24 protein-coding genes are annotated in these 18,872 nt (G+C 68.6%); 15 read left to right on the top strand and 9 right to left on the bottom strand.

The genetic code is table 11. The features are described 5' to 3' along the window. Positions 1-299 precede the first annotated feature (299 nt). From ACRX5W_RS03235 to ACRX5W_RS03215, 5 genes are all read right to left on the bottom strand, one after another. Complete coding sequence (locus ACRX5W_RS03235) at positions 300-842, bottom strand: hypothetical protein (protein WP_436786341.1); 543 nt, start codon at positions 840-842, stop codon at positions 300-302. A gap of 145 nt (positions 843-987) precedes the next feature. Then, positions 988-1,467 (bottom strand): VOC family protein, encoded by a 480-nt coding sequence (locus tag ACRX5W_RS03230; protein ID WP_436786340.1) that lies wholly within the window; start codon positions 1,465-1,467, stop codon positions 988-990. Between the two features lie 323 nt (positions 1,468-1,790). Further along, a complete protein-coding gene (locus tag ACRX5W_RS03225; protein WP_436786339.1) occupies positions 1,791-2,351 on the bottom strand; it encodes a hypothetical protein in 561 nt (186 codons plus the stop codon). 160 nt (positions 2,352-2,511) lie between these two features. Further along, complete coding sequence (locus ACRX5W_RS03220; protein ID WP_436786338.1) at positions 2,512-3,159, bottom strand: histone deacetylase; 648 nt, start codon at positions 3,157-3,159, stop codon at positions 2,512-2,514. A gap of 50 nt (positions 3,160-3,209) precedes the next feature. Beyond that, positions 3,210-3,824 carry a TetR/AcrR family transcriptional regulator gene (locus tag ACRX5W_RS03215; protein WP_436786337.1) on the bottom strand — a complete coding sequence of 205 codons (615 nt, stop codon included), beginning with the start codon at positions 3,822-3,824 and terminating at the stop codon, positions 3,210-3,212. 218 nt (positions 3,825-4,042) lie between these two features. Here ACRX5W_RS03215 and ACRX5W_RS03210 point away from each other — a divergent pair, with 218 nt between their 5' ends. Both ACRX5W_RS03210 and ACRX5W_RS03205 read left to right on the top strand, forming a co-directional pair. Beyond that, positions 4,043-5,527 carry an MFS transporter gene (locus ACRX5W_RS03210; protein WP_436786336.1) on the top strand — a complete coding sequence of 495 codons (1,485 nt, stop codon included), beginning with the start codon at positions 4,043-4,045 and terminating at the stop codon, positions 5,525-5,527. A 544-nt stretch (positions 5,528-6,071) separates the two neighbouring features. Then, on the top strand, positions 6,072-7,022 hold the full coding sequence (locus tag ACRX5W_RS03205; RefSeq protein WP_436786335.1) for a hypothetical protein: 951 nt from the start codon (positions 6,072-6,074) through the stop codon (positions 7,020-7,022). A 3-nt stretch (positions 7,023-7,025) separates the two neighbouring features. Here the strand turns inward: ACRX5W_RS03205 and ACRX5W_RS03200 are convergent, their stop codons facing one another. From ACRX5W_RS03200 to ACRX5W_RS03185, 4 genes are all read right to left on the bottom strand, one after another. Next, a complete protein-coding gene (locus tag ACRX5W_RS03200; RefSeq protein WP_436786334.1) occupies positions 7,026-7,499 on the bottom strand; it encodes a hypothetical protein in 474 nt (157 codons plus the stop codon). Continuing rightward, positions 7,496-8,050, bottom strand: coding sequence for a cysteine hydrolase (locus ACRX5W_RS03195; protein WP_436786333.1), 555 nt, complete (start codon positions 8,048-8,050; stop codon positions 7,496-7,498). The genes ACRX5W_RS03200 and ACRX5W_RS03195 overlap by 4 nt, the downstream gene beginning before the upstream one ends. 2 nt (positions 8,051-8,052) lie before the next feature. Further along, complete coding sequence (locus tag ACRX5W_RS03190) at positions 8,053-9,231, bottom strand: helix-turn-helix domain-containing protein (RefSeq protein ID WP_436786332.1); 1,179 nt, start codon at positions 9,229-9,231, stop codon at positions 8,053-8,055. A gap of 117 nt (positions 9,232-9,348) precedes the next feature. After that, positions 9,349-9,702, bottom strand: a complete 354-nt coding sequence (locus ACRX5W_RS03185; protein WP_436786331.1) for a winged helix-turn-helix domain-containing protein — start codon at positions 9,700-9,702, stop codon at positions 9,349-9,351. Between the two features lie 479 nt (positions 9,703-10,181). Between ACRX5W_RS03185 and ACRX5W_RS03180 the strand changes: the two genes are divergently transcribed. From ACRX5W_RS03180 to ACRX5W_RS03120, 13 genes are all read left to right on the top strand, one after another. After that, positions 10,182-10,460 carry a hypothetical protein gene (locus ACRX5W_RS03180; RefSeq protein WP_436786330.1) on the top strand — a complete coding sequence of 93 codons (279 nt, stop codon included), beginning with the start codon at positions 10,182-10,184 and terminating at the stop codon, positions 10,458-10,460. After that, positions 10,457-10,891 (top strand): DUF3307 domain-containing protein, encoded by a 435-nt coding sequence (locus tag ACRX5W_RS03175; RefSeq protein ID WP_436786329.1) that lies wholly within the window; start codon positions 10,457-10,459, stop codon positions 10,889-10,891. The genes ACRX5W_RS03180 and ACRX5W_RS03175 overlap by 4 nt, the downstream gene beginning before the upstream one ends. Next, positions 10,888-12,297: a hypothetical protein gene (locus ACRX5W_RS03170; RefSeq protein ID WP_436786328.1), complete on the top strand. Its 1,410-nt coding sequence runs from the start codon at positions 10,888-10,890 to the stop codon at positions 12,295-12,297. Before ACRX5W_RS03175 ends, ACRX5W_RS03170 begins: the two co-directional genes overlap by 4 nt. Then, positions 12,294-12,668 carry an RRQRL motif-containing zinc-binding protein gene (locus tag ACRX5W_RS03165; protein WP_436786327.1) on the top strand — a complete coding sequence of 125 codons (375 nt, stop codon included), beginning with the start codon at positions 12,294-12,296 and terminating at the stop codon, positions 12,666-12,668. The genes ACRX5W_RS03170 and ACRX5W_RS03165 overlap by 4 nt, the downstream gene beginning before the upstream one ends. 19 nt (positions 12,669-12,687) lie before the next feature. Continuing rightward, positions 12,688-12,894, top strand: a complete 207-nt coding sequence (locus ACRX5W_RS03160) for a hypothetical protein (RefSeq protein ID WP_436786326.1) — start codon at positions 12,688-12,690, stop codon at positions 12,892-12,894. A gap of 2 nt (positions 12,895-12,896) precedes the next feature. Then, positions 12,897-13,052 (top strand): hypothetical protein, encoded by a 156-nt coding sequence (locus ACRX5W_RS03155; protein WP_436786325.1) that lies wholly within the window; start codon positions 12,897-12,899, stop codon positions 13,050-13,052. A gap of 192 nt (positions 13,053-13,244) precedes the next feature. Next, positions 13,245-15,425 carry a cell division protein FtsK gene (locus ACRX5W_RS03150; RefSeq protein ID WP_436786324.1) on the top strand — a complete coding sequence of 727 codons (2,181 nt, stop codon included), beginning with the start codon at positions 13,245-13,247 and terminating at the stop codon, positions 15,423-15,425. Positions 15,426-15,566: 141 nt separating this feature from the next. Next, entirely contained in the window at positions 15,567-15,848 is a 282-nt protein-coding gene (locus ACRX5W_RS03145; protein ID WP_436786323.1) for a hypothetical protein, read from the top strand. A gap of 44 nt (positions 15,849-15,892) precedes the next feature. Further along, on the top strand, positions 15,893-16,159 hold the full coding sequence (locus tag ACRX5W_RS03140; protein WP_436786322.1) for a hypothetical protein: 267 nt from the start codon (positions 15,893-15,895) through the stop codon (positions 16,157-16,159). A 108-nt stretch (positions 16,160-16,267) separates the two neighbouring features. Next, a complete protein-coding gene (locus tag ACRX5W_RS03135; protein WP_436786321.1) occupies positions 16,268-16,516 on the top strand; it encodes a hypothetical protein in 249 nt (82 codons plus the stop codon). Between the two features lie 36 nt (positions 16,517-16,552). Then, complete coding sequence (gene ssb / locus ACRX5W_RS03130; protein WP_436786320.1) at positions 16,553-17,014, top strand: single-stranded DNA-binding protein; 462 nt, start codon at positions 16,553-16,555, stop codon at positions 17,012-17,014. Positions 17,015-17,257: 243 nt separating this feature from the next. Beyond that, on the top strand, positions 17,258-17,650 hold the full coding sequence (locus ACRX5W_RS03125; protein WP_436786319.1) for a hypothetical protein: 393 nt from the start codon (positions 17,258-17,260) through the stop codon (positions 17,648-17,650). Beyond that, on the top strand, positions 17,647-18,759 hold the full coding sequence (locus tag ACRX5W_RS03120; RefSeq protein ID WP_436786318.1) for a DNA cytosine methyltransferase: 1,113 nt from the start codon (positions 17,647-17,649) through the stop codon (positions 18,757-18,759). Before ACRX5W_RS03125 ends, ACRX5W_RS03120 begins: the two co-directional genes overlap by 4 nt. The last annotated feature ends 113 nt before the right edge of the window (positions 18,760-18,872 follow it).

The raw sequence follows: 18,872 nt of genomic DNA, 5'->3' as shown, positions 1-18,872 counted from the left end.
TGTCGAACCGCCGTGTCCGGGCTCGGCCATGCCCAGCGGTGTGCGCCAGGACACGCTCAAGGTCGGGGCGCGGGCACTTACGCGCTCAGCGGCCGACGTGGGGGACGGCCGCAGGGGAGCCGTGGGGCGGGGCCGGGCTTCGACCGTGGCGCCTCACGCGTCGTGACGGTGAGCGGGCGGACAGGCGCCGCACTCCCCGACGGTCTCCCGACCGGCCGTCCGGACGACACGGCTGCGGCCGGCTCTCCACCGTCCTGCGGCCGCGTCGTTCGCGGTGGTGTCCCGCTGATCGGACCGTCTCAGCTCCGCAGGAACCGCTTCGGCCGCTCGCCGAGGGCTTCCTTCCTGACCTGCGCGGTCAGGGCGAGATCCGCTTTGTCGGCTTCCGCACCGGCGTCCAGCACGGCGTCCCACAGGGCGTCGGCTCCCCGGTCCGGTGGGCTGTCCGGCAACGAGCCGTAGGTGTCGTGGTACGACCGCCACGCCATCAGCGCCATCAGCCACTTCTGGAGCGCCGCGAAGGCGGTGTGCTGCGCCTTGCGCAACTCCGGCCCGCCGTACAGGTTCACCTGCGCGCTGAGCCGCGCGCCCTCCTCCGAGTCGGGATTGGCCAGCCGTGCGAGGCGCAGCTCACCCGTGCTGGTGGCTTCCCTGCGCTCACCGCGCAGGCGGGCCATCGAGATCAGGATGTCCTCGTATGCCGCCGCGCGACGGTCCCACGTGCGGTGCCCGCGCTCGCGTCGGCCGCTGAGCCCCTGGGAGAGCCAAACTCCCACAATCGTGGCGACCGAACCGATTCCTGCTCCCGAAAGCGCTGCTATTGCCGGCGTCAGCCTCGTCATGGCGGCTGATTGTGTCAGCAGCGGTCAAGTGCCGTCAGGCCCCTGTCGACCGGCATCCATTTCCGGCGGTCCCCAGAAACAATCAAGGGATGAAAAAGACTCCGAACAGTCTTTTTCATCCCTTGATCGCAATATGCCGGGCGCCTCACACCTCCGCGTACGCCTTCTCGACCGCCGCGAGGTCGATCTTCGACATCTTCATCATCGCGTCGGTCGCCCGGCGGGCCTTCTCCGGATCCGGGTCGGTGATCAGCTCCATGAGCTTGACGGGGGTCACCTGCCAGGAGACCCCGTACTTGTCCTTCACCCACCCGCAGGGCTGTTCCAGACCGCCCTCGGACAGCACCGCCCAGTAGTGGTCGACCTCCGCCTGGTCCTCGCAGTCGACGACGAACGAGATTGCCTCGGTGAACTTGAACTCGGGTCCGCCGTTCAACCCCATGAACTTCTGCCCGTTGATCTCGAACTCCACCGTCAGCACGGCCCCCGGCTCCCCCGGCCCGGAATCCGTGTAGTGCGTGATCCGCCCGATTTTGCCGCCCTTGAAGACCGACACGTAGAACTCCGCGGCCTCCTGCGCCTGCCCGTCGAACCACAGACACGTCGTGAATCCGTTGCCCACCATGAGATCCTCCTTGGTCGCGAGCGCCTATACCCCCTATGACTGCGGCCGTACGCGGAACTCATCGCCGCACCGAAAAGAATCTCTGAGCGTTTGCGGGGCCGCGTCGTCAGCCCTTGACGGCGCCCAAGAGCCCCTCGAACTACGCACGCCCAGCCCGGGCGTTCGCATGCGACCACCAAGCGACCGCGCTCGACACCGACGGCACGACGGTGATCGCCGCGTACGACTCCGGTGATATCGGTGCCGCGGACGGGCGGATTCTCGACTGCTCGTACGCCGTGGCGAGTGCGGGGCATACGAGCCGAGGCGAGGCTTTGCCGGCGTCAGTGGTCTTCGGTGATGACCGTGGCGATGCCGTTCACGATCACGACCTCGGCACTGACACCGATGCCCTTGGTGGCTGCCGCCAGTTGCTCCTCGGTGCACTTGGTGGCGGACTGGCCTTCCGCGTCACCGCAGATTTCACCCGCGCCCCAGATCTCGGTGTCCTCGGCGATGAAGAACTGCTGCTCGACGTCCTTCATGCCGGAGACGGTGTACTTGCCCGGCGCGAGGTACTTCACATTGCCGAACCAAGTCCCGTTGACGCCTTTGCCGTTGCCGGTCTCCTCGGCGGTCGACCGGGTCTCGCTTCCGCCGGGCGCGGTGGTGACCGGAGCTGTGGCCGAAGTGGACTTCCCTTGCCCCGGCGCGTTCGCCTCCTGCGTCGGACGCTCACTGGCCTTGGGCACGGCACCGGCGGTCGGCTGCCCGGACGCGGCGGGAGCCATCGATGCGGCCGCCGCGTTCGTCTCCTTGTCGTCCGACTGACAGGCAGTCAGGAACGCGGCGCCGGAAAGGACCGCTGCGACGACGACGAACTTGCTGCGGCGGAAGGAAGCCATGGGTGTCCCCGATTCAGGATGAGGTGGGTTGCAAAGGCACTGTGACCAGCGGCTCTGCGTTCACTCTGCCCTCTGAGGACACGCCCTGGGCCTCCGGGCGCCGACCCAGGACGGCGCCGTTACCGTTCCCGGACGATCGGTACACCCTCGTCTACAAAGATCATTTGCGTCCTGTCCCAGCCGCGATCCCGTCCTGGGAGAACAACGTGGCGATGGCCTCCGGACTCCACACACCCTGCGCCCCCGAGCACCTGCTCAGGTAGTCGGCCGCCTGCCGGCGCCTCCATCCGTGCGCTTCGATGAGCCCCGAGCCGAGGTGGCGAAGATACGCGGCGGACGGAGCGTTCCACGCGACATCGGTGCGTCGCCACGGCGCGGTGAAGGTCAGCACCGGGAAACCGTCCAACCACCCTGGGCAGACCAGGGTTTCGTAGCGCCCGGGGCCGAGCGTGGCCCTCCCGGTCTCCACCACTTCGGTCAGGTCGAGGTCGCGGCCGGGTGACGCGGCCATCTCCTGGGCGACCAGGTCGGAGAACTGCTGCACCGTGACGAGATACGCCCGCCCCGGCGTATCGCCGGAGTCGAGCGGGTCGTACAGCCCCATCCCGCCCGTCCACGTGCGCGATTCCAGTGCGAAGTAGAGCCGCCCGGTGAGCAGCACAGGCAGCGTCCGCGGCGGCGGGGTCGTGTCTCGGCACCCGGGGTACGTCCGCGCTCCGTGCGGCGGGCGACCACCCCTGAGGTAGTAACCCAGCCGGTATGCGTGCATGTTCGACCCGTAGGCGGCGTACCAGACGTAGTCCGACATCGGCGGCGGGACATCCGGTCGCGCGGGCCGGTGCGGAGGAAACGGTGACGTCATGACGCCTGCCAGACTCCGGCGCGCGCGGCGGCGACGGCGGCTGCGGCGGCACGGTCCGCGTCGGTGTCGGTCAGCGGGCGGCCGGTGTTGACGAATGCGTAGTAGAGGGGCGCGGAGACGGCAGCCACGACGGCATGCGGATCGGTGGCGGCGGGGAGTTCACCTCTTTGCGTCGCGTCGGTGACACAGCCTGCCCATTCGGCGATGCGTACGGCGTAGAACCGGTGCAGTGCCTCCGCGGCCTGGGCGTCGCACAGCGAGGCGGCGATCAGGGCCTTGAACAGGCGGCCCTGGCGCGGATCCGTGAGCGTCCTGACGACGAGGCGCGCGTTCGCCCGCAGGTCGTCGGCCACCGAGCCGGTGTCGGTACGAGCCGCGGAACTCGTGGCCATGTCGTCGAGCAGATCGGCGGCCAGCGTGCCGGGTGTGCCCCAGCGGCGGTAGACGGTGGTCTTGCCGACACCGGCCCGTCGGGCGACCTCGGCGAGGTCCAGCGCCTCGAATCCCGCCTCGGCGAGCACGTCTCCGGCCGCGCGCAGCACGGCCTCGCGCACGCGGGCGGTACGCCCGCCGGGGCGCACACTGCCGGGGGCAGCAGGCATGGCGGACATCCGGACTCCTTCCTCCGGGACGTGTTCCTCCCGGCTCACAGAGAACAGGCTATCGGAACTCGGGTTCCCTTAGTCGGCCGCACGGTGCTACGTTCTTCCAAGTAACGGAACCATAGACCCATTAAGGTCTGGATCCCCCTGCCTTGCATCGTCCACCTGCCCATCCGGCACCGGCCCGGCCGCGTTCCGGTGCGCCCCCACAGATCAGGGAAGGCCCCATGTCCGTCACCAAGCCAGCCCCTGCCATACGCCGGACCGCGGAACCATCCGCCTCCCTCACAGCACCGCAGAAACTCACCCGCCATCACCAGGCGGTCCTCGCGGTACTGCTCGTCGCCCAGTTCATGCTGGCCGTCGATTTCTCGATCCTGAACGTGGCGCTGCCCGCGATCGGCGACGACCTCGGCTTCTCACTGGCGAACCTCCAATGGATCGCCACCGCGTTCGCCCTGAGTGCCGCGGGATTCACCCTGGTCCTGGGCCGCCTCGGCGATCTGATCGGCCGCAAACGCATCTTCCTCGGCAGCATCGCCCTGCTCGGCCTCGCCTCGCTCGTCGGAGGCCTGGCCACCAGCCCGGCTCTCCTGCTCGCCGCCCGCGTCGCCCAGGGGCTCGCCACCGCCGCCGCCACACCGGCCGCCCTCTCCCTGCTGACCACCTCCTTTCCCGAGGGGCCGCTGCGCCAGAAAGCACTTGGGCTCAACGGCGCGCTCATGTCGGCGGGATTCACCGCCGGCGCGGTGTTCGGAGGCGTCCTGACCGATCTGCTGTCGTGGCGCTGGGCGTTCCTCGTCAACGTGCCGGTCGTCCTCGCCGTTCTGATCGCCGCGCCCGCGGTGATCAAGGAGTCGCGCCCCGACGACCGCCCGCGGCTCGACCTCCCCGGCGCCGCCTCGGTGACCCTCGCACTGCTCAGCCTTGTGTACGGGTTCACCCAGGCCGGAGAGCACGGGTGGACCAGCCTCCATGCCGTGGCCGGCCTTGTCGTCGCCGCCGTACTGCTGGCCGTGTTCCACGCCGTCGAACGCAAGGCCGGTCAGCCTCTCGTCCCGCCGTCCGTCCTGCGGCGCCGCAACGTCGCCTGGGGCAATGTCCTCGGCCTGCTCGCCTTCGCCACCGAGACCTCGCTGGTCTTCCTCCTCACCCTCTACATGCAGCGCACCCTGGGCTTCTCGGCACTGGCGGCCGGCGTGTCGTTCGGCGTCCTGGGCCTGGGCACCGTCGTCGGCGGCCTGCTGGCCCCGAGGATCATCGCGCGGTTGTCGACCCTGACCGCACTGGTGGCAGGTGGCATCGTCCAGGCCGTGGCGACCGCGACGCTGCTCCTGCTCGGCACCGCCACGGGACCGTCGATGGCACTGCTGCTGCCGGCAACGTTCGTCGGCGGCGTCGGCAACATGCTGGTCATCGTCGGCTTCATGGTCACCGCCACCTCCGGCCTGCCCGACCACGAACAAGGCCTGGCCACCGGCCTCGCCACCATGTCGCAGCAGGTCGGCATCGCACTGGGAACCCCGGTGATGTCCGCAATCGTCACCGCCGCCACCGCAGGCGCGACCACGGGCGGCGCCATCCTGCACGGCGTCACCGTCGCGATCGCGGTCAACGCGGCCCTCGTGCTCGCGGGAGTGTTGATCGCCGCCGCATTTCTCGGCACTCGGCGGCAGTCGGAAACCACGCCTGACTCGCCCCGACCTGCCTGACCGCGCTCGACCGTGCCACCCGCAGAAATGAATCGAAGTTCGGGGCACGAACTTCATTGGTTCGTACCACGAGCGACGCGCCGGTCACGGTCCGGCTCGTCCGCGTATGGTCCACGTGCACCGGCCAGAGCTGGAATCAAATGACACAAACCAGTCATTCTCACTGCCGGATCAAGACGGGAAAACGAAAGAGCCTCTGACCGCGTCAATGCTGGTCAGAGGCTGTTTCTTAAGGGTGGCGGGTGCAGGGTTCGAACCTGCGTAGGCGTAAGCCGACAGATTTACAGCACGCGCGATGACCGCAGTGCTCCGCTTGTGACCTGCAAACTCCCGCCGCTGATGAGATCGTCGTCCCTCCACGTCCACGGCTCGGCCGCACGAAGCGACCGCACCAAGGTCGTGGGACCGATGATGACATCTGCGGATTCACCGAACATGACCGCGGGGCCCGGGTACTGTCTGTTCAGCAGTGGCCGCAGCTTGGATAGCACGACCAGGTGACACCACCACACGACTCCCCAACGACGATATTTATGGGATCCGCATGCCGCGCCGCCTCAGGTACTACGGAACATTTGATTTCCCTTGGCCCCTCCCGGTATGCGCCGCTGCTTTGGGAATCACCGAAACCGTTCGCATCGGGGAACATGAATTATATTTGTCGTTTCCAATTGCCGGAAGCGAGGCTTTGACTTTCCCTCCCAAAGACGGGATCCCCGCCAAACTCGACCCTCCAGGAAATTACCGAATCCCGGTTCGACATAGGCCCGAAAAAGAATGGGGCCGGAGAACGGGGAGAGATTTCTACTACATCTCGACAGTAGCCTTCTCAGTTTTGCTTCCCTCTCATAAAGAGTCGGGGTTTCCGCCAGGAATCTACGAGTTGAGAGAAGGCTTCTTTGGATGGTTTCAAATCGTTCAGGACTGGGCGGCAGCCTGGAGCGCTCAGCAACTCGGAGTGAAAACCAGTGAGAACGGATCTGCGCTAACCCTATACGCCAACGGCAAACTATGGTCCCACGGCGGCAGACTCACGGTTCGTATGCCCTCCCGCGCCATGACCGAGAGACAGGTCCGTGGTGCTCTGCAAAGAGCATCCCGGGGCGAACACTTGCCCATCGAGCATCGCATGCTGCTGTCCGCGCGATCGGCTTATGAAGCTGGCGATTATCGGAAGTCGGTTATCGATGCGGCCACCGGTGTCGAAGTTGCGCTGGCCTCTTATATTTCGGACCATCTCGGTTCTCGACAGACCCCCCGAGACTTCATCGATAAGATGATTGTAGATGTAAACGGCTTGTCTAGCCTGTTCTCCCTCTGCGTCCGCTTGGGGTGGAAGACCGAGATTTCACAGAAACGCCTGAATAACGAACTCACGAATGTGCGCAATAAGGCTGCCCACGCTGGCTATACGCCCAAGCAAGACGAAGCGCAGATGGTCCGAAAACACGCGCATGCAATCGTCGGCTCCCTGAGTCTGCTCCCCGATTGCTAGACCTCAACGACAACCCGGGTCGCTTAGTACCGGTGTCCAGGGAAGCCACGCCGCGAGTTCACATGGGAAGCCCGCGCCCGTCGCAAGCTCGATCACGCGTGGGTCGTCGTCAACGACAACGGCAATGTCGTTGGTCGTGGAAAGTTCGCGTAGGCGCTCCAGCTTGACGACTCGTGCCGGGCGTCGGTCGTCGGATGGTTGCATGATGAGTCGGCCGGGTGGCAAGTCGTGGTCGGCAAGCCATCGTTCGGTGAGTTCCCGTACGCGCTCCGGACGGCCGGTCAACCACACCACTTCGTGTTCCTGTGCGAGCATCCGGGCCCGTTCGGCGCCTTCCGGAATCACCGTGTCAGCCCCGGCCTGTTCGAAAAACGCGACCCAATCGTCATGCGTCGGTGTGCCGGCGAGGATGTGCACCCGATGCCTGCCGTCCGCCACCGTGCCGTCAATGTCGATGACGGCGAGCGTGTCTGTCATGCCGATGCGGGGAGCAGGCCGAAAGGGACTTCGGACGTCCTGATGATCTGTCCCTTGCCGATGAAGCGGCTTGTGACCAGGACACCGGCCTGGTGGACGCTGTCACCCGCGTGACTCGCCGAAGCATCTTCGATGAGCCATGGTGTCAAGCCGAGTTCAAACGCGTCGACAGCAGTTTTCAGTACGCAGCTTTCCGTTGCGATGCCGCAGATGTAGAGGTCCGTCCATCCGTGCTCGCGCACCAAGTCGGTGCCTTCCTTGCTGAACAAGCTGTAGATGGTCTTGTCCACGACGGCCGTTGCCCGGTCGGCCAACGCGGCGAGTTCGTCCACGATGTCGATTTCCGGGGAGTGCTGAAGCTTGGTCCAATGAATCAACCGCTCGAACTGGCTTCCCGGGTAGTTCAGGTAGCGGGTGAAAACGACGTCGCCACCATCCTCATACCATCGCTCTACCAAGTCGCGGATCACGGGAATGACGTGTTTCGAGGCGTCGCGCACGAATCCGTTTTGCACATCCACAACCACGAGCACCGGCTTGCGTTCCGTCATCGTTACCGTCCCTCACATTCCCGAAGGGTTTCCAAGGCGAGTGCCAGATGCTTGGCAAGTCCGCTGGTTTCCACGATCGCTTCGCGCATGGCTCGATGCTGCGAGGTCTCGGTAGGACGCTCGGTCGTGATCCTAGACCGCATGGCACGAAGGAACCGCCATCCGTAGGCCGTTGGGATGTCCGGATCCGTACCTTCCTCGACCTGGCTCCGGATGTGGTCGCAGTACGCCCACATGGCTTGAACTGCCAGTTCGCAGGCCACAAGATCGCGTTCGTGAAGGGCTCGATCCTCAGCGATCGGGTGGTAGACGACGCCGGACCACGAGGCGAACCCGCAGGAGATGCCCTTCATTCCGAAGTCCACAAGTTCGGGGTGGTCGAATCCTTCGCGCAACAGCTCGCGTTCGACAAGCAGCGCATGTGCGCGAGCGTCATCCGCGCTTCCCTGCACGTCATCGCGCTTGAGAAGCGAGCGTGGAATGCACATGAGCTGCAAGGCCGTTCGACGCGTGGCAGCGTCCCAAGCCGCGGCGGTCACCCAATACAGGCTCAACACGTACGTTGACGACGGGTGCGGTGTGGCAGTCAACCGTTTCAGCGTCTGGTGAGCCCAGTCCTTGTTTCTCGCATACGACTCGCGGCGCCATAGCGCGAGTTCAGCCACCGCGTCGATCTGGCGTTCTTCGACGAGATGGAACATGGCAACGCCAAATGGCCAAACATACAGGCGACAGATACCGAGGTCGTTGTCGACGTCCATGCGGTGGCACGCCGTCCACTGGTCATCGACCTCTCGCATGCTGTGAGCGTCAACGAGCGCTGCGGCGGCCTCTGCGCCTATGAAGAGCGGGATGAACTTATGACTCCGGAAGCCGAGCGTATTTCGCGTGCCTGCGGCTTCGTTCGCCTCTAGGTCGCCGAATATCTCGTGTGCCGAGCGTTGGTAGAACTCGCACAGAAGCCTGGTGTAGAAGTCATCCGGCCGTGTGACCCGGCCCGTCTCGAACCGGTACAGCGCTTTTTCGAGCGTTGCCCGGTCCGGCGTGTCCCAGCCGCGCCGGCGGCATAGGTCTTCCAGTTCCTTGGCCAGACGCGGCCTGCCGCGGCTCCCGCGTAAGCCGATGAGTACGTGGTTCGGCGTGAACTGTCTTGTTTTGCTTGGCGGTGTCCCGGTGTCCATACCGCGTGTCCCCCGATGTCCACGGACATGTGCCGTGTCTGCCGATGTCCGAGCTGTCGTCTGCCGAAGTCCCCTTGCTACGCGGCAATCTCAACACATGCTCAATCCGAAACCGATTCAGGAATCGACCGCAGTGGCGCGGCTTGACTCGATCGCGTCAAGCCGCTGCTTGATCCCTTCCAACTCGGCACGCAGTTCGGCGAGTTCGTGGCATTCGCACGACTCTTCGCCGGGTGCCTCCGTCTGGCGCACGTACGTGCCGCTGCCGGGCAGCGACTCAAGGAGTCCGGCCCGTTGCAGGTCCTGCACGGCGTTGATCACCGTTTGCTCGGCACAGCCGTACGTCGCGGCGAGCGTCTTGTACGACGGGATCTTGTCGCCCACCTTGTACCGGCCGGACTGGAGCTCTTTGCGCAGGTCAGCGGCGATTCGCTCGCTCTTCGTCTGAGCACCTACATGCCTGGTTGACATGCCGTCCAAGGTACGCCAGGCGCAATGAATCGCACTAGTGCGGCGTAAGGGCTTGACGCAAGCACACAAGAGCGCTCTAGAGTGCAGTTACGTGCTTGGCCGAGCGCAGACAGCAATCCTGCGACGGCTGAAGACAGCTTTGACCTGCGTTTTTGCACGGAATGGGCCCGCTTCGGCGGGTCAAGGGGCCCGGGACAGATCGGGCCGAGGGTCCCCGGCCCTTTGCATCCGGGAGGGCATGAGGCCGCGGAAGGAGGTCTCAAGTCCCCAGCCTGGAACGGCAGCACGCTGCCGAAGGGGACACACGCACGACGGTTCATAGTCCTCGACGAACGGCCGGCGGTTGCCGGGCGGACGTCGGGGGCCATGACCTCTCGTCCGTGGGATGAGGCGCACTGAGGTGCGCCGGGACGGCTGCCGGTTCCTTGGCCGGACGGCAGCCGTCCCGTGGGTCGCTCCTAGTTGAGAGGAGTTCGACCGTGCGAACCATTGTCGGGGGCAAGGTGGTGATCTCGGGTGCCGCGTTCGCCGAACTTGCCATCGGTCTCGACGCGGAGCTGTTCGGGGGGACGCAGGACGAGTCCGCGGGCGAGCGTGCCGCGCGGCTGGAGGCCGCGCGGGACGTTCTCGCGGACTTGTGGCGTGAGGATCGGGAGCTTGCGGCGTACGCCGCGGCCCTGTTGGACGAGTCGGCCGACGACGCGAACGTTGTTGCGCTGCCGGCGCGGCGTACCGCCGAGGGGCGGTGGGCGGCGTGAGCGCGGATGCGGGGACGTTCGCGGCGGTCGGTTTCGCGTTGTACGCGGCGCACATGGTGGGCGACCACTGGGTGCAGACCGATTCTGAGGCCGGGAACAAGGGCAAGACCGGCGAGCAGCGTTGGACGGGCCGCTACTTCGCGGTCCGGCACGGCGTCGGGCTCGCCGCGGTCAAGGCCGGGTTCGTCGCCGTGGTGTGGGCGGTGTTCGGGTTGTCCCTCGCGCCGCTCGGCGTCGCGCTCGGGATGACCGTCGACACCGTCTCCCACATCTGGGCGGACCGGCGGCACACGCTCGCCGCGTTCGCGCGGCGCGTGGGCAAGGGCACGTGGTGGGAGCGCGACCCGAACGCGCCCTACCTGCTTGACCAGTCGTGGCACATCGGGTGGCTGTTCGTCGCGGCCGTGGTCATCGCGGGGGTGGGGTCGTGACCGAGACCATCCACACGATGCGTGCGGCCCGGAAGATGGACGCCGCGCGGATCGCAGAGGCGCAGGCCACCGCGAGCGAGAAAACCGCGCTCGCGTCCGTCGTTCAGGCGCAGGCAGCCGCGCAGGTCGCGGCGATCCAGCGACAGGAACAGCGCGACGTACAAGCCGAGAACGCCAGGGACAAGGCGGCGCGCCGTGCCGCCCTGCGGGCGAAGTGGAACGCGGTGGCGGCTTCCGGGCTTGAGCGGCGGGACTTCGTCCTCGTCGCGGTGGTCATGGTCGCGTCGATCGGTACCGCGTGGCCGGCGCAGATGGGTTTCTATCTGGGCATGGGCATGGCCCCGGTGCTCGCGGTGCTGGTCACCGCGATGACCGAAGGTGCCGCGTGGGCCGGTGCCGCGATGGCGTCCAAGGCCATTGAGGACGGCCGACCGGTCGGGATGTACCGGGCGATCACGTGGAGTTCGGCCCTCACCGCAGCGGCGCTCAACTTCGCCCACAGCTACCACCGCAGCGTCCCGCTCGCGTGCGTGCTCGCGCTCGCCAGCCTGCTCGGGGTGGTGCTGTGGGAGGCGTACGCGCACTCACGGACCGGCGACAGCGACGGGAAGTCTGCCGCACAGGTCCGGGCCGAGTACTACCGCAAGGCGCGATACCCGAAGGTCTCGCGACGAACGCGGGACCTCATCGCCGCGGTTCCGGGGATGGACCCGGACGCGGCATGGGTCATCGCGTGGCGGTCGGTCCACGGGGCCGACCCGGGCGTGACACACCGGACTCTCAAGCAGCACCACAAGGCGGCCAAGCGGATCGGCGGTCTGCTCGACAAGGCACCGGTACTCAACGCCGCGGCGGTCGGGCTCAACGCCGTTCAGCCGCTGAGTGCGACGCTCCAGGACATGGCGCCCGGCGGCACCGTGGCCGACTCGCGCCGCGCGGTCGGCGACGCGGTGACGGTCGCGTTCAACGCGTCGTACCCGATCGAGGATCTGATCGGCGCGGACGACGGCCCAGCCGACGACACGCCCGACACAGACGCCGACGAAGGTGCCGAGGATGCGCCGGCGCCCGACGAGTTGGGGGAACAGTCGACGTCTGGCCAGGACTTTTCCGGCGAATCGCAAGAAAACGGATCATCGGCCGGTCGGCCGACTCCCGCGCGGCGCAAGCCGACCGGGAAGGTCCCGCCGGCGGCGAAGTCGACGGTGCCCAAGCGGACGCCGGATGAGCTCTTGTCCGTCGCGCGGCGGGTCAGTGCCGACTGGCCGACCGGGGACCTGACGGCGGAGCGGATCCGCAAGGCGGTTCGCACGTCGTCCGAGTCGGCCCGACTGCTCCGCGACACGCTGCGCGCCGAACGGGCAGCCGGGTCGGGTGACGGAATCGACGCGGCCGGCGCCGCGTGAGCCGGTTCCGCCGGCGGTTCTGGGACCCGACCGGCACCCGGTACGGACTGCCGACCTACCCGTGGCGATTGGCCCCGGACGGGATGGCGACCCGTCGTCAACTCCGTGCCGAGGGACTGCGGCCCGGTGGGCAGGACGTTGCCGCGCAAGTGATGTGGCAGACCCGGCGCGGCGTGCGCGTGGCGTACCTCTACCGCGTCGACGCCGCCCGCCCGGTCCGACCCATGACCGAAGGCAAACATCGGGCGCTCGCCGCAGCGATGCGGGCCCGCCGTACATGCCCGGTCTGCGGCACCGACGCCGGTTACGTGCTGCCGCGTCACCTCGGCACGTGTGTGCCGTGCGGCGGCCGAAGTGCCGTTGCCGCGTAAGGAAGGAAACCCGCACCGCATGACGAACAACGCCGCCGCTCGGCATGTCCGGGTCCGGCTCGCCGGTGTCGACGCGGACGCGCTCGCGCGTGCCGCCGCGCTGCTCGCCGAAGTCGCCGACACCGGGCCGGTGTCCGCGCCGTACGCGGACCGGCGCGGCGACGGCTACCGGCTCTATCTCGACCTGTACCTGACCGACGACGTGAGCACGCCCCGGGAGGGATGACCGTGACCACCGCCGACGACGAACAGGCCAACCGCGAACCGGCCCGTTTCTGGCTCAACCCCGGTACGCCGGACAAGCCGGCGTGCCGCCGCAAGGCGTACTGCCTGCTCCCCGCCGGACACCGCGGGGCCTGCGCGCTCCCCGTGAACCGCCAGTAGTCCCCGCGGCATCCGGCGCGCGATCCGCAACACCGTTGCCGCCGCCGCTCACACAGAAGCGGCGACCATCCGCCTGTTCCGACTCCTGTACAGCGCACCTGTGTTCGCGGCCCCGGCAACTCGCCTGGCAGCACCTTGCCGGGGCCGCTTCCCCATTCCGCACCACTGGCATGGAAGTGGAGATCTTCCACGATGGAGTACACCGACACGAAAGACCACTTCGACCCGCACGACGGCCCGGACGTCGACGGCGGCGCCGAGGTGATCCCGTTCCGCAAGCCTGCCTCACCTGACCCCGACGTCGACACCGCGGCGCCGGACGTCGACGCCCCGGTCCCGGTCGACCCGCCAGCGCCTGCGCGCCCGTCGTGGCGCGAGTCGGTCCGGGGTGAGAAGCGGCGCCCGATCCTTCCGCCGTGGCTGCTGTCCCGCGACGCATTGCGCGAGCAGGTGCGGTGGGTGGTCGACCACTACACGCACGTGCTCGCGTTCCACGCCGTGCGAACCCCCGTCTACGCCGCGACCCTCGCGATCCGCTCCCCGCAGGGCGCGGCAAGGTTGGTCGGCGGCGCGTTCCGGTGGGCATCCGACGCCGACGGCCGACCGGTCCGCGCGGACGCCGTCCGGCGCGCGGACGCGGCCGAGTACCTGAAACTGGCGAAGCACCGCGACGGACGCATCCGCCTGCGGGTGACGATCCTCGCCACGGCGACGCTCGCCGTCGGCATCCTGCTGACCGCGCTCATCCTGGCCGGTCCCAGGTGGGGCGCGGTACTCGCGTTCGCGGGCATCGTCGCCGGGCTCGGGTTCTTCGGAGCGCCCGAGGACCGCCCGGTGGTGGGGCCGGCGGTGGTCAAGCCGCAGGTGCAGAAGCTGACTTCGCACATCGTCCTGCGTGCGCTCGGCGCGCTCGGCATCGCGGGCATCAACCAAGCCGTCGCGAAGGGGTGGGGGCCGCGGGCGTTCGTCGCGCCGATCACCCGCGACGGTCCCGGGTGGCGCGCGGACGTCGACTTGCCGTTCGGCGTGACGGCGGTCGACATCATGGAACGCCGGGACCGGCTCGCGTCCGGTCTGCGCCGGCCGATGGGCTGTGTGTGGCCCGAACCGGTCCACCACGAGCACACCGGACGCCTGGTGCTGTGGGTCGGGGACCAGGACATGAACCAGGCCCGCCAACCCGCGTGGCCCCTCGCGAAGTCCGGGACCACGTCGGTGTTCAAGCCGATCCCCTACGGCACCGACCAGCGCGGGCGGAACGTCTCGCTCACGCTGATGTTCGCGAACATGCTCATCGGCGCGATGCCCAGGTTCGGGAAGACGTTCGCGCTGCGGGTCGTGCTGCTCGCCGTCGCGCTCGACCCCACGGCCGAGATGCACACATGGGAACTCAAGGGCACCGGCGACCTTGAAGCGCCCGGCTTGGTGTCGCACACCTACGGGTCCGGCCCGGACGACGACACCCTTTCCGGGTGCATGGACATGCTCCGCTACGTCTACAAGAACCTTGAGCACCGCGCGAAGGTGATCCGGGGCCTGCCGAAGGACGTCTGCCCGGAGAACAAGGTGACCCCCGAACTCGCAGCCCGCAAGTCGCTGGGGCTGCACCCGCTGGTCGTGTCGATCGACGAATGCCAGGAGCTGTTCTCGCACCCGAAGTTCGGCGCGGAAGCGGCCGAGAAGTGCATCGGGATCATCAAGCGCGGGCCCGCGCTCGGCGTCATGCTCCTGCTCGCGACGCAGCGTCCCGACAAGGACTCGCTGCCCACCGGGGTGTCCGCGAACGTCGGGATCCGGTTCTGCCTGCGGGTCATGGGCCAGACCGAGAACGACATGGTGCTGGGCACGTCGTCGTACAAGAACGGCCTGCGGGCGACGACGTTCACCGCGAACGACCGCGGCATCGGCTACCTGGTCGGCCACGCCACCGACCCGCAGATCATCCGCACCTACTACGTCGACGCACCCACCGCGGACCGCATCTGCGAACGGGCCCGCGCCGCACGCGAAGCCGCAGGCACCCTCGCCGGCTACGCGGCTGGCGAGAGCACCGAGGCGGACCGCGGCCCGTCCTATGACCTGCTCGCGGACACCCTCGCGGTGATCCCGGCGTCCGAGCCGAAGGTGTGGAACGAAGTGGTGGTGGACCGGCTCGCCGAGTTGCGGCCGGACGCCTACGGCACGTGGGCCACGCTCGACGTCAAGGCGAAGTCCGCGCAACTCACGACCGCGCTCAAGCCGTACGGGGTGCCGGTCGGTCAGGTCTGGGGCACCGACGAGACCACCGGCAAGGGCGCCAACCGCCGCGGGATCACCCGCGACGACGTCACCGCCGCCATCACCAAGCGTGACGGAAACCGCGCCGCGGACTGACCGCGAACCGCTGCTAGGTCTAGCAGCCACCGTTGCTAGACCTAGCAGCCCTGCTAGCAACCCATCCCCACGCTGATCAGCGCACTAGTCCCTAGCACCGCCATGCCCGGAACCAGCGAAAACACCCTCTGGGAGGCTCTGATGACCCCCAACGCGCTTGTCATCCTGCTGATCCTCGGCACCGGCGCCGGTTACGCACTGTTGTGCTGGGTCAGCCCGTTCGGGCCCTGCCGCGCCTGCGACGGCACCGGCAACCACACCCCGTGGACCGAACGCCGCGCCGCGCGCAACGGCACGCCGGTCAAGCGCCGGCGCCGCATACGCAGGCCGTGCCGCCGCTGCAAGGGCACCGGCGCGCGCCTGCGCGTCGGACGCCGGATCCACAACGCCGGACGCCGCCTGCACGAAGACGGTACCCGCTGAACAGCCCCCTGCCCGCGCACCGCAACCGAGTTCGGAGACTCCCTGTGGGAACCGACCTGATCCTGTCCGCGGGAACCACGCCGCCGTCCGGTACGCCGGGCGGCGGCGTGGTCACCCTGGCCATGCCCGTCGTCTGCATGATCCTCGCCTGCCTGTTCCTCGCGAACGGCAAGGCCCCGAAGCTCGCGGGGTTCTTCCTGTTCCTCGCCGGCGTCGGACTGTCCGGCACCGCCATTGCCGGGTCCCTGTCGACGTCCACCCACGCCATGTTCACCGGCGTCATCGACGGCATCACCGCCGCCATCGGATGACCCCGCCGCCCGCCGTGGCCCCGAACACCCCAGACGAAAAGGGCGTGTTCGGGACCGCGGGGGACGGCCGGACCGTCCGGCCCTCCCGCACCAGGGAGGAAACAGCCCATGCGCATCCGAAGGTGGTTCGTCTACCGCGACGCCGGGACGTTGCTCATCGAACGCGGCCCGGACCCGGACTGCGCGGACTGCAACGGCCAAGGCGCCTGGATGACCGCCTGCGCCACCGACCCCGAAGAGCCCGAGTTCATTTCGTGCCCCTGCTCCATCGGGCCCGCGTTCCGCATCCGCTACCGCCCGCGCCGCAAGTCCGCCCCGGCCACGGACCCGTGGCTGAGGGACGAACCCCCTTTCTGAACACCGCACTTCCATCGAATGAAGAGGAGTTCGGCCGTGGCCAACAACGCCACCTACATCACCGTGACCGGGAACCTGACCCGCGACCCGGAAGGCCGCTTCACCGCTTCCGGCGTCTTCGTCACCCGCATCTCCATCGCCGTCACCCCCCGCCGCTTCGACAAGCAGGCCGGCGAGTGGACCGACGGCGAGACCACCTACTGGGACGCCACCGCATGGCGCGGACTGGCCGAACACGCGGCCGAGTCGCTGCGCAAGGGAGACCGGGTCATCGCGACCGGCACCGTGACCACCAGCCGCTGGGAGGACGCCGAGACCGGCGAGCCGCGCTCGCGGGTCGTCCTCGACCTGGAGGACATCGGCCCGTCCCTCGCCTGGGCCACCGCGACCGTCGTCAAGGCCGGACGCAGCAACGGCCCGAACCGCGCCACCGGCGCCCCGCAGGGCGACGCGTGGGCCGGCAACGGCGCCGCTGCGTCCGGCGAACCGCCGTTCTAGGCAGGGGGTTCGTGTCGTGAGGAAGTCCCCGACCGCCACGAAAGACCCGACCAAGCGCCCATGCCGGGCGTGCGTGCGCGGCTACGTCACCGGCCCGGCCGGACACCGCCGCCCCTGCCCGTGCTGCCACGGCACCGGCGAACTGTGAATCCGCCCCGGGGCACCCGCCCATTCCGCCAAGAAGCGTCGGGTGCCCCGGGCCCAACCCCGCCCCCTCATGGGAGCAGAAAGGGAAGTCCCAGCATGACGCACACCAAGCGCACGCGTCGCCCCCTCGACGTGCCCGCGCTCGCCGACGAGGTCGCCGAGTCCGTGCGGCGCCTGAACCACGCGTTGCAGGACGCGGCCGGGCGCGGTGAGTGGCCGATGCCGCCCCAGGACGCGTACCGCGTCGTCGGCGCGCTCGCCGACACCGCCCGCCGGCTCCCGCAGGTCCTGCGCGAGACCACGGGTTTCGCCTACGAGCCGGACGGCCTGCGCGTCGACGACGGCACCGACCCCGCCGCGCACCTGCGCCGGCTGTCCGCGGCCGTCCACGACGCGACTCAGCACGCGCGCGTTCTCGAAGCGGCGCTGAACGAGGCGTGTTCGCTGGTCGGCGCCGTCGGTTACGCCGTCGCGTGGGACGACGCGTGACCGGGCGGCGTATCGGCTCGCTGTGCTCCGGCTACGGCGGGTTGGACATGGCCGCGAGCGCGGTGCTCGGCGCCGACGTCGCGTGGCACTGCCAGTACGAACCGCCGGACAGGAAAGGCCGCCCCGACCGTAAGCAGCACGCCGCGCGGATCCTCGCGCACCGGTGGCCGGGCGTGCCGAACCACGGCGACATCACCCGCGTCGACTGGCACCAGGTCGCCCCGGTCGCCGCGTTGACGGCGGGGTTCCCGTGCCAGGACGTGTCCGCCGCCGGACACCGGGCCGGGATCGCCCCGGGCACCCGGTCGGGGGTGTGGGCGCACGTCGCGCACGCCGTCGCGGTGCTGCGGCCCGGGTTGGTGTTCATCGAGAACGTGGAGGGGTTGCTCAGTGCGAAAGCCGATCGCGGAATGGCACCCGCAGACGCGGACGTGGCGGCTGCCGGGGAGCACGCTCTTCGGGCGCTCGGCTGTGTTCTCGGAGACCTGGCCGACCTCGGGTTCGATGCGCGGTGGTGTCGCGTACGCGCATCCGATCTCGGCGCCTGCCACCAACGTTCCCGCGTGTTCGTCCTGGCGTGGCCTGCCCACGCCGGCAGCCCGGGACTGGCGTGGCGGCGGGCAACCGGGGCAACTTCCCACGGTCGTGGCCCTGTTGCCGACGCCGACGGTGTCGGAGGCCAACGGGACCGGGCACGCGACACACGGCGGGATGGACCTGCGGACCACGGTGTCCCTCCTGCCGACACCCCGCGCTTCGGACGGGACCAACGGCGGTCCGAACCAGCGGGGCAGCAAAGGGGACCTGACGTTGCCGAGTCCGGCAGCGACGATCGCGGGCCGGTCGACTGGGGCCCGTACGCCGCGGCGGTCACGCGGGCGGAAACCTTCGTCGGACGCCGGGCAGGCTCGCCAACTGACCCTCACGGACGCCTGAACCCGGTCTTCGTCGAATGGATGATGGGCCTGCCCGCGGGCCACGTCACCGCCGTGCCCGGGATACCTCGGAGCGCGCAACTCAAGGCGTTGGGCAACGGCGTCGTCCCGCAGCAAGCCACCCACGCACTCCGGATGCTCCTGGGCGACGGCGGTTCCGGGGCGGCGGCATGACCACCGCCCCGACACCGCCGCTGTGCTCTCGGCGGTCCGCCGACCCCTGCCCCGCCACCGAGCAGGTACGCCGGTACACCAACGGGCACTACTGCCCCGTTCACGCCCCCGGG

This window comes from Yinghuangia sp. YIM S10712, from assembly GCF_051388935.1.
Lineage (GTDB): Bacteria > Actinomycetota > Actinomycetes > Streptomycetales > Streptomycetaceae > Yinghuangia.
This window is presented reverse-complemented; position numbering and strand designations above follow the sequence as displayed.

Coding starts and splice junctions, on each gene's coding strand:
- ACRX5W_RS03235 (WP_436786341.1), bottom strand. CDS start 842: ATGACGAGGCTGACGCCGGCAATAGCAGCGCTTTCGGGAGCAGGAATC.
- ACRX5W_RS03230 (WP_436786340.1), bottom strand. CDS start 1,467: ATGGTGGGCAACGGATTCACGACGTGTCTGTGGTTCGACGGGCAGGCG.
- ACRX5W_RS03225 (WP_436786339.1), bottom strand. CDS start 2,351: ATGGCTTCCTTCCGCCGCAGCAAGTTCGTCGTCGTCGCAGCGGTCCTT.
- ACRX5W_RS03220 (WP_436786338.1), bottom strand. CDS start 3,159: ATGTCGGACTACGTCTGGTACGCCGCCTACGGGTCGAACATGCACGCA.
- ACRX5W_RS03215 (WP_436786337.1), bottom strand. CDS start 3,824: ATGTCCGCCATGCCTGCTGCCCCCGGCAGTGTGCGCCCCGGCGGGCGT.
- ACRX5W_RS03210 (WP_436786336.1), top strand. CDS start 4,043: ATGTCCGTCACCAAGCCAGCCCCTGCCATACGCCGGACCGCGGAACCA.
- ACRX5W_RS03205 (WP_436786335.1), top strand. CDS start 6,072: ATGCCGCGCCGCCTCAGGTACTACGGAACATTTGATTTCCCTTGGCCC.
- ACRX5W_RS03200 (WP_436786334.1), bottom strand. CDS start 7,499: ATGACAGACACGCTCGCCGTCATCGACATTGACGGCACGGTGGCGGAC.
- ACRX5W_RS03195 (WP_436786333.1), bottom strand. CDS start 8,050: ATGACGGAACGCAAGCCGGTGCTCGTGGTTGTGGATGTGCAAAACGGA.
- ACRX5W_RS03190 (WP_436786332.1), bottom strand. CDS start 9,231: ATGGACACCGGGACACCGCCAAGCAAAACAAGACAGTTCACGCCGAAC.
- ACRX5W_RS03185 (WP_436786331.1), bottom strand. CDS start 9,702: ATGTCAACCAGGCATGTAGGTGCTCAGACGAAGAGCGAGCGAATCGCC.
- ACRX5W_RS03160 (WP_436786326.1), top strand. CDS start 12,688: ATGACGAACAACGCCGCCGCTCGGCATGTCCGGGTCCGGCTCGCCGGT.
- ACRX5W_RS03150 (WP_436786324.1), top strand. CDS start 13,245: ATGGAGTACACCGACACGAAAGACCACTTCGACCCGCACGACGGCCCG.
- ACRX5W_RS03145 (WP_436786323.1), top strand. CDS start 15,567: ATGACCCCCAACGCGCTTGTCATCCTGCTGATCCTCGGCACCGGCGCC.
- ACRX5W_RS03135 (WP_436786321.1), top strand. CDS start 16,268: ATGCGCATCCGAAGGTGGTTCGTCTACCGCGACGCCGGGACGTTGCTC.
- ACRX5W_RS03125 (WP_436786319.1), top strand. CDS start 17,258: ATGACGCACACCAAGCGCACGCGTCGCCCCCTCGACGTGCCCGCGCTC.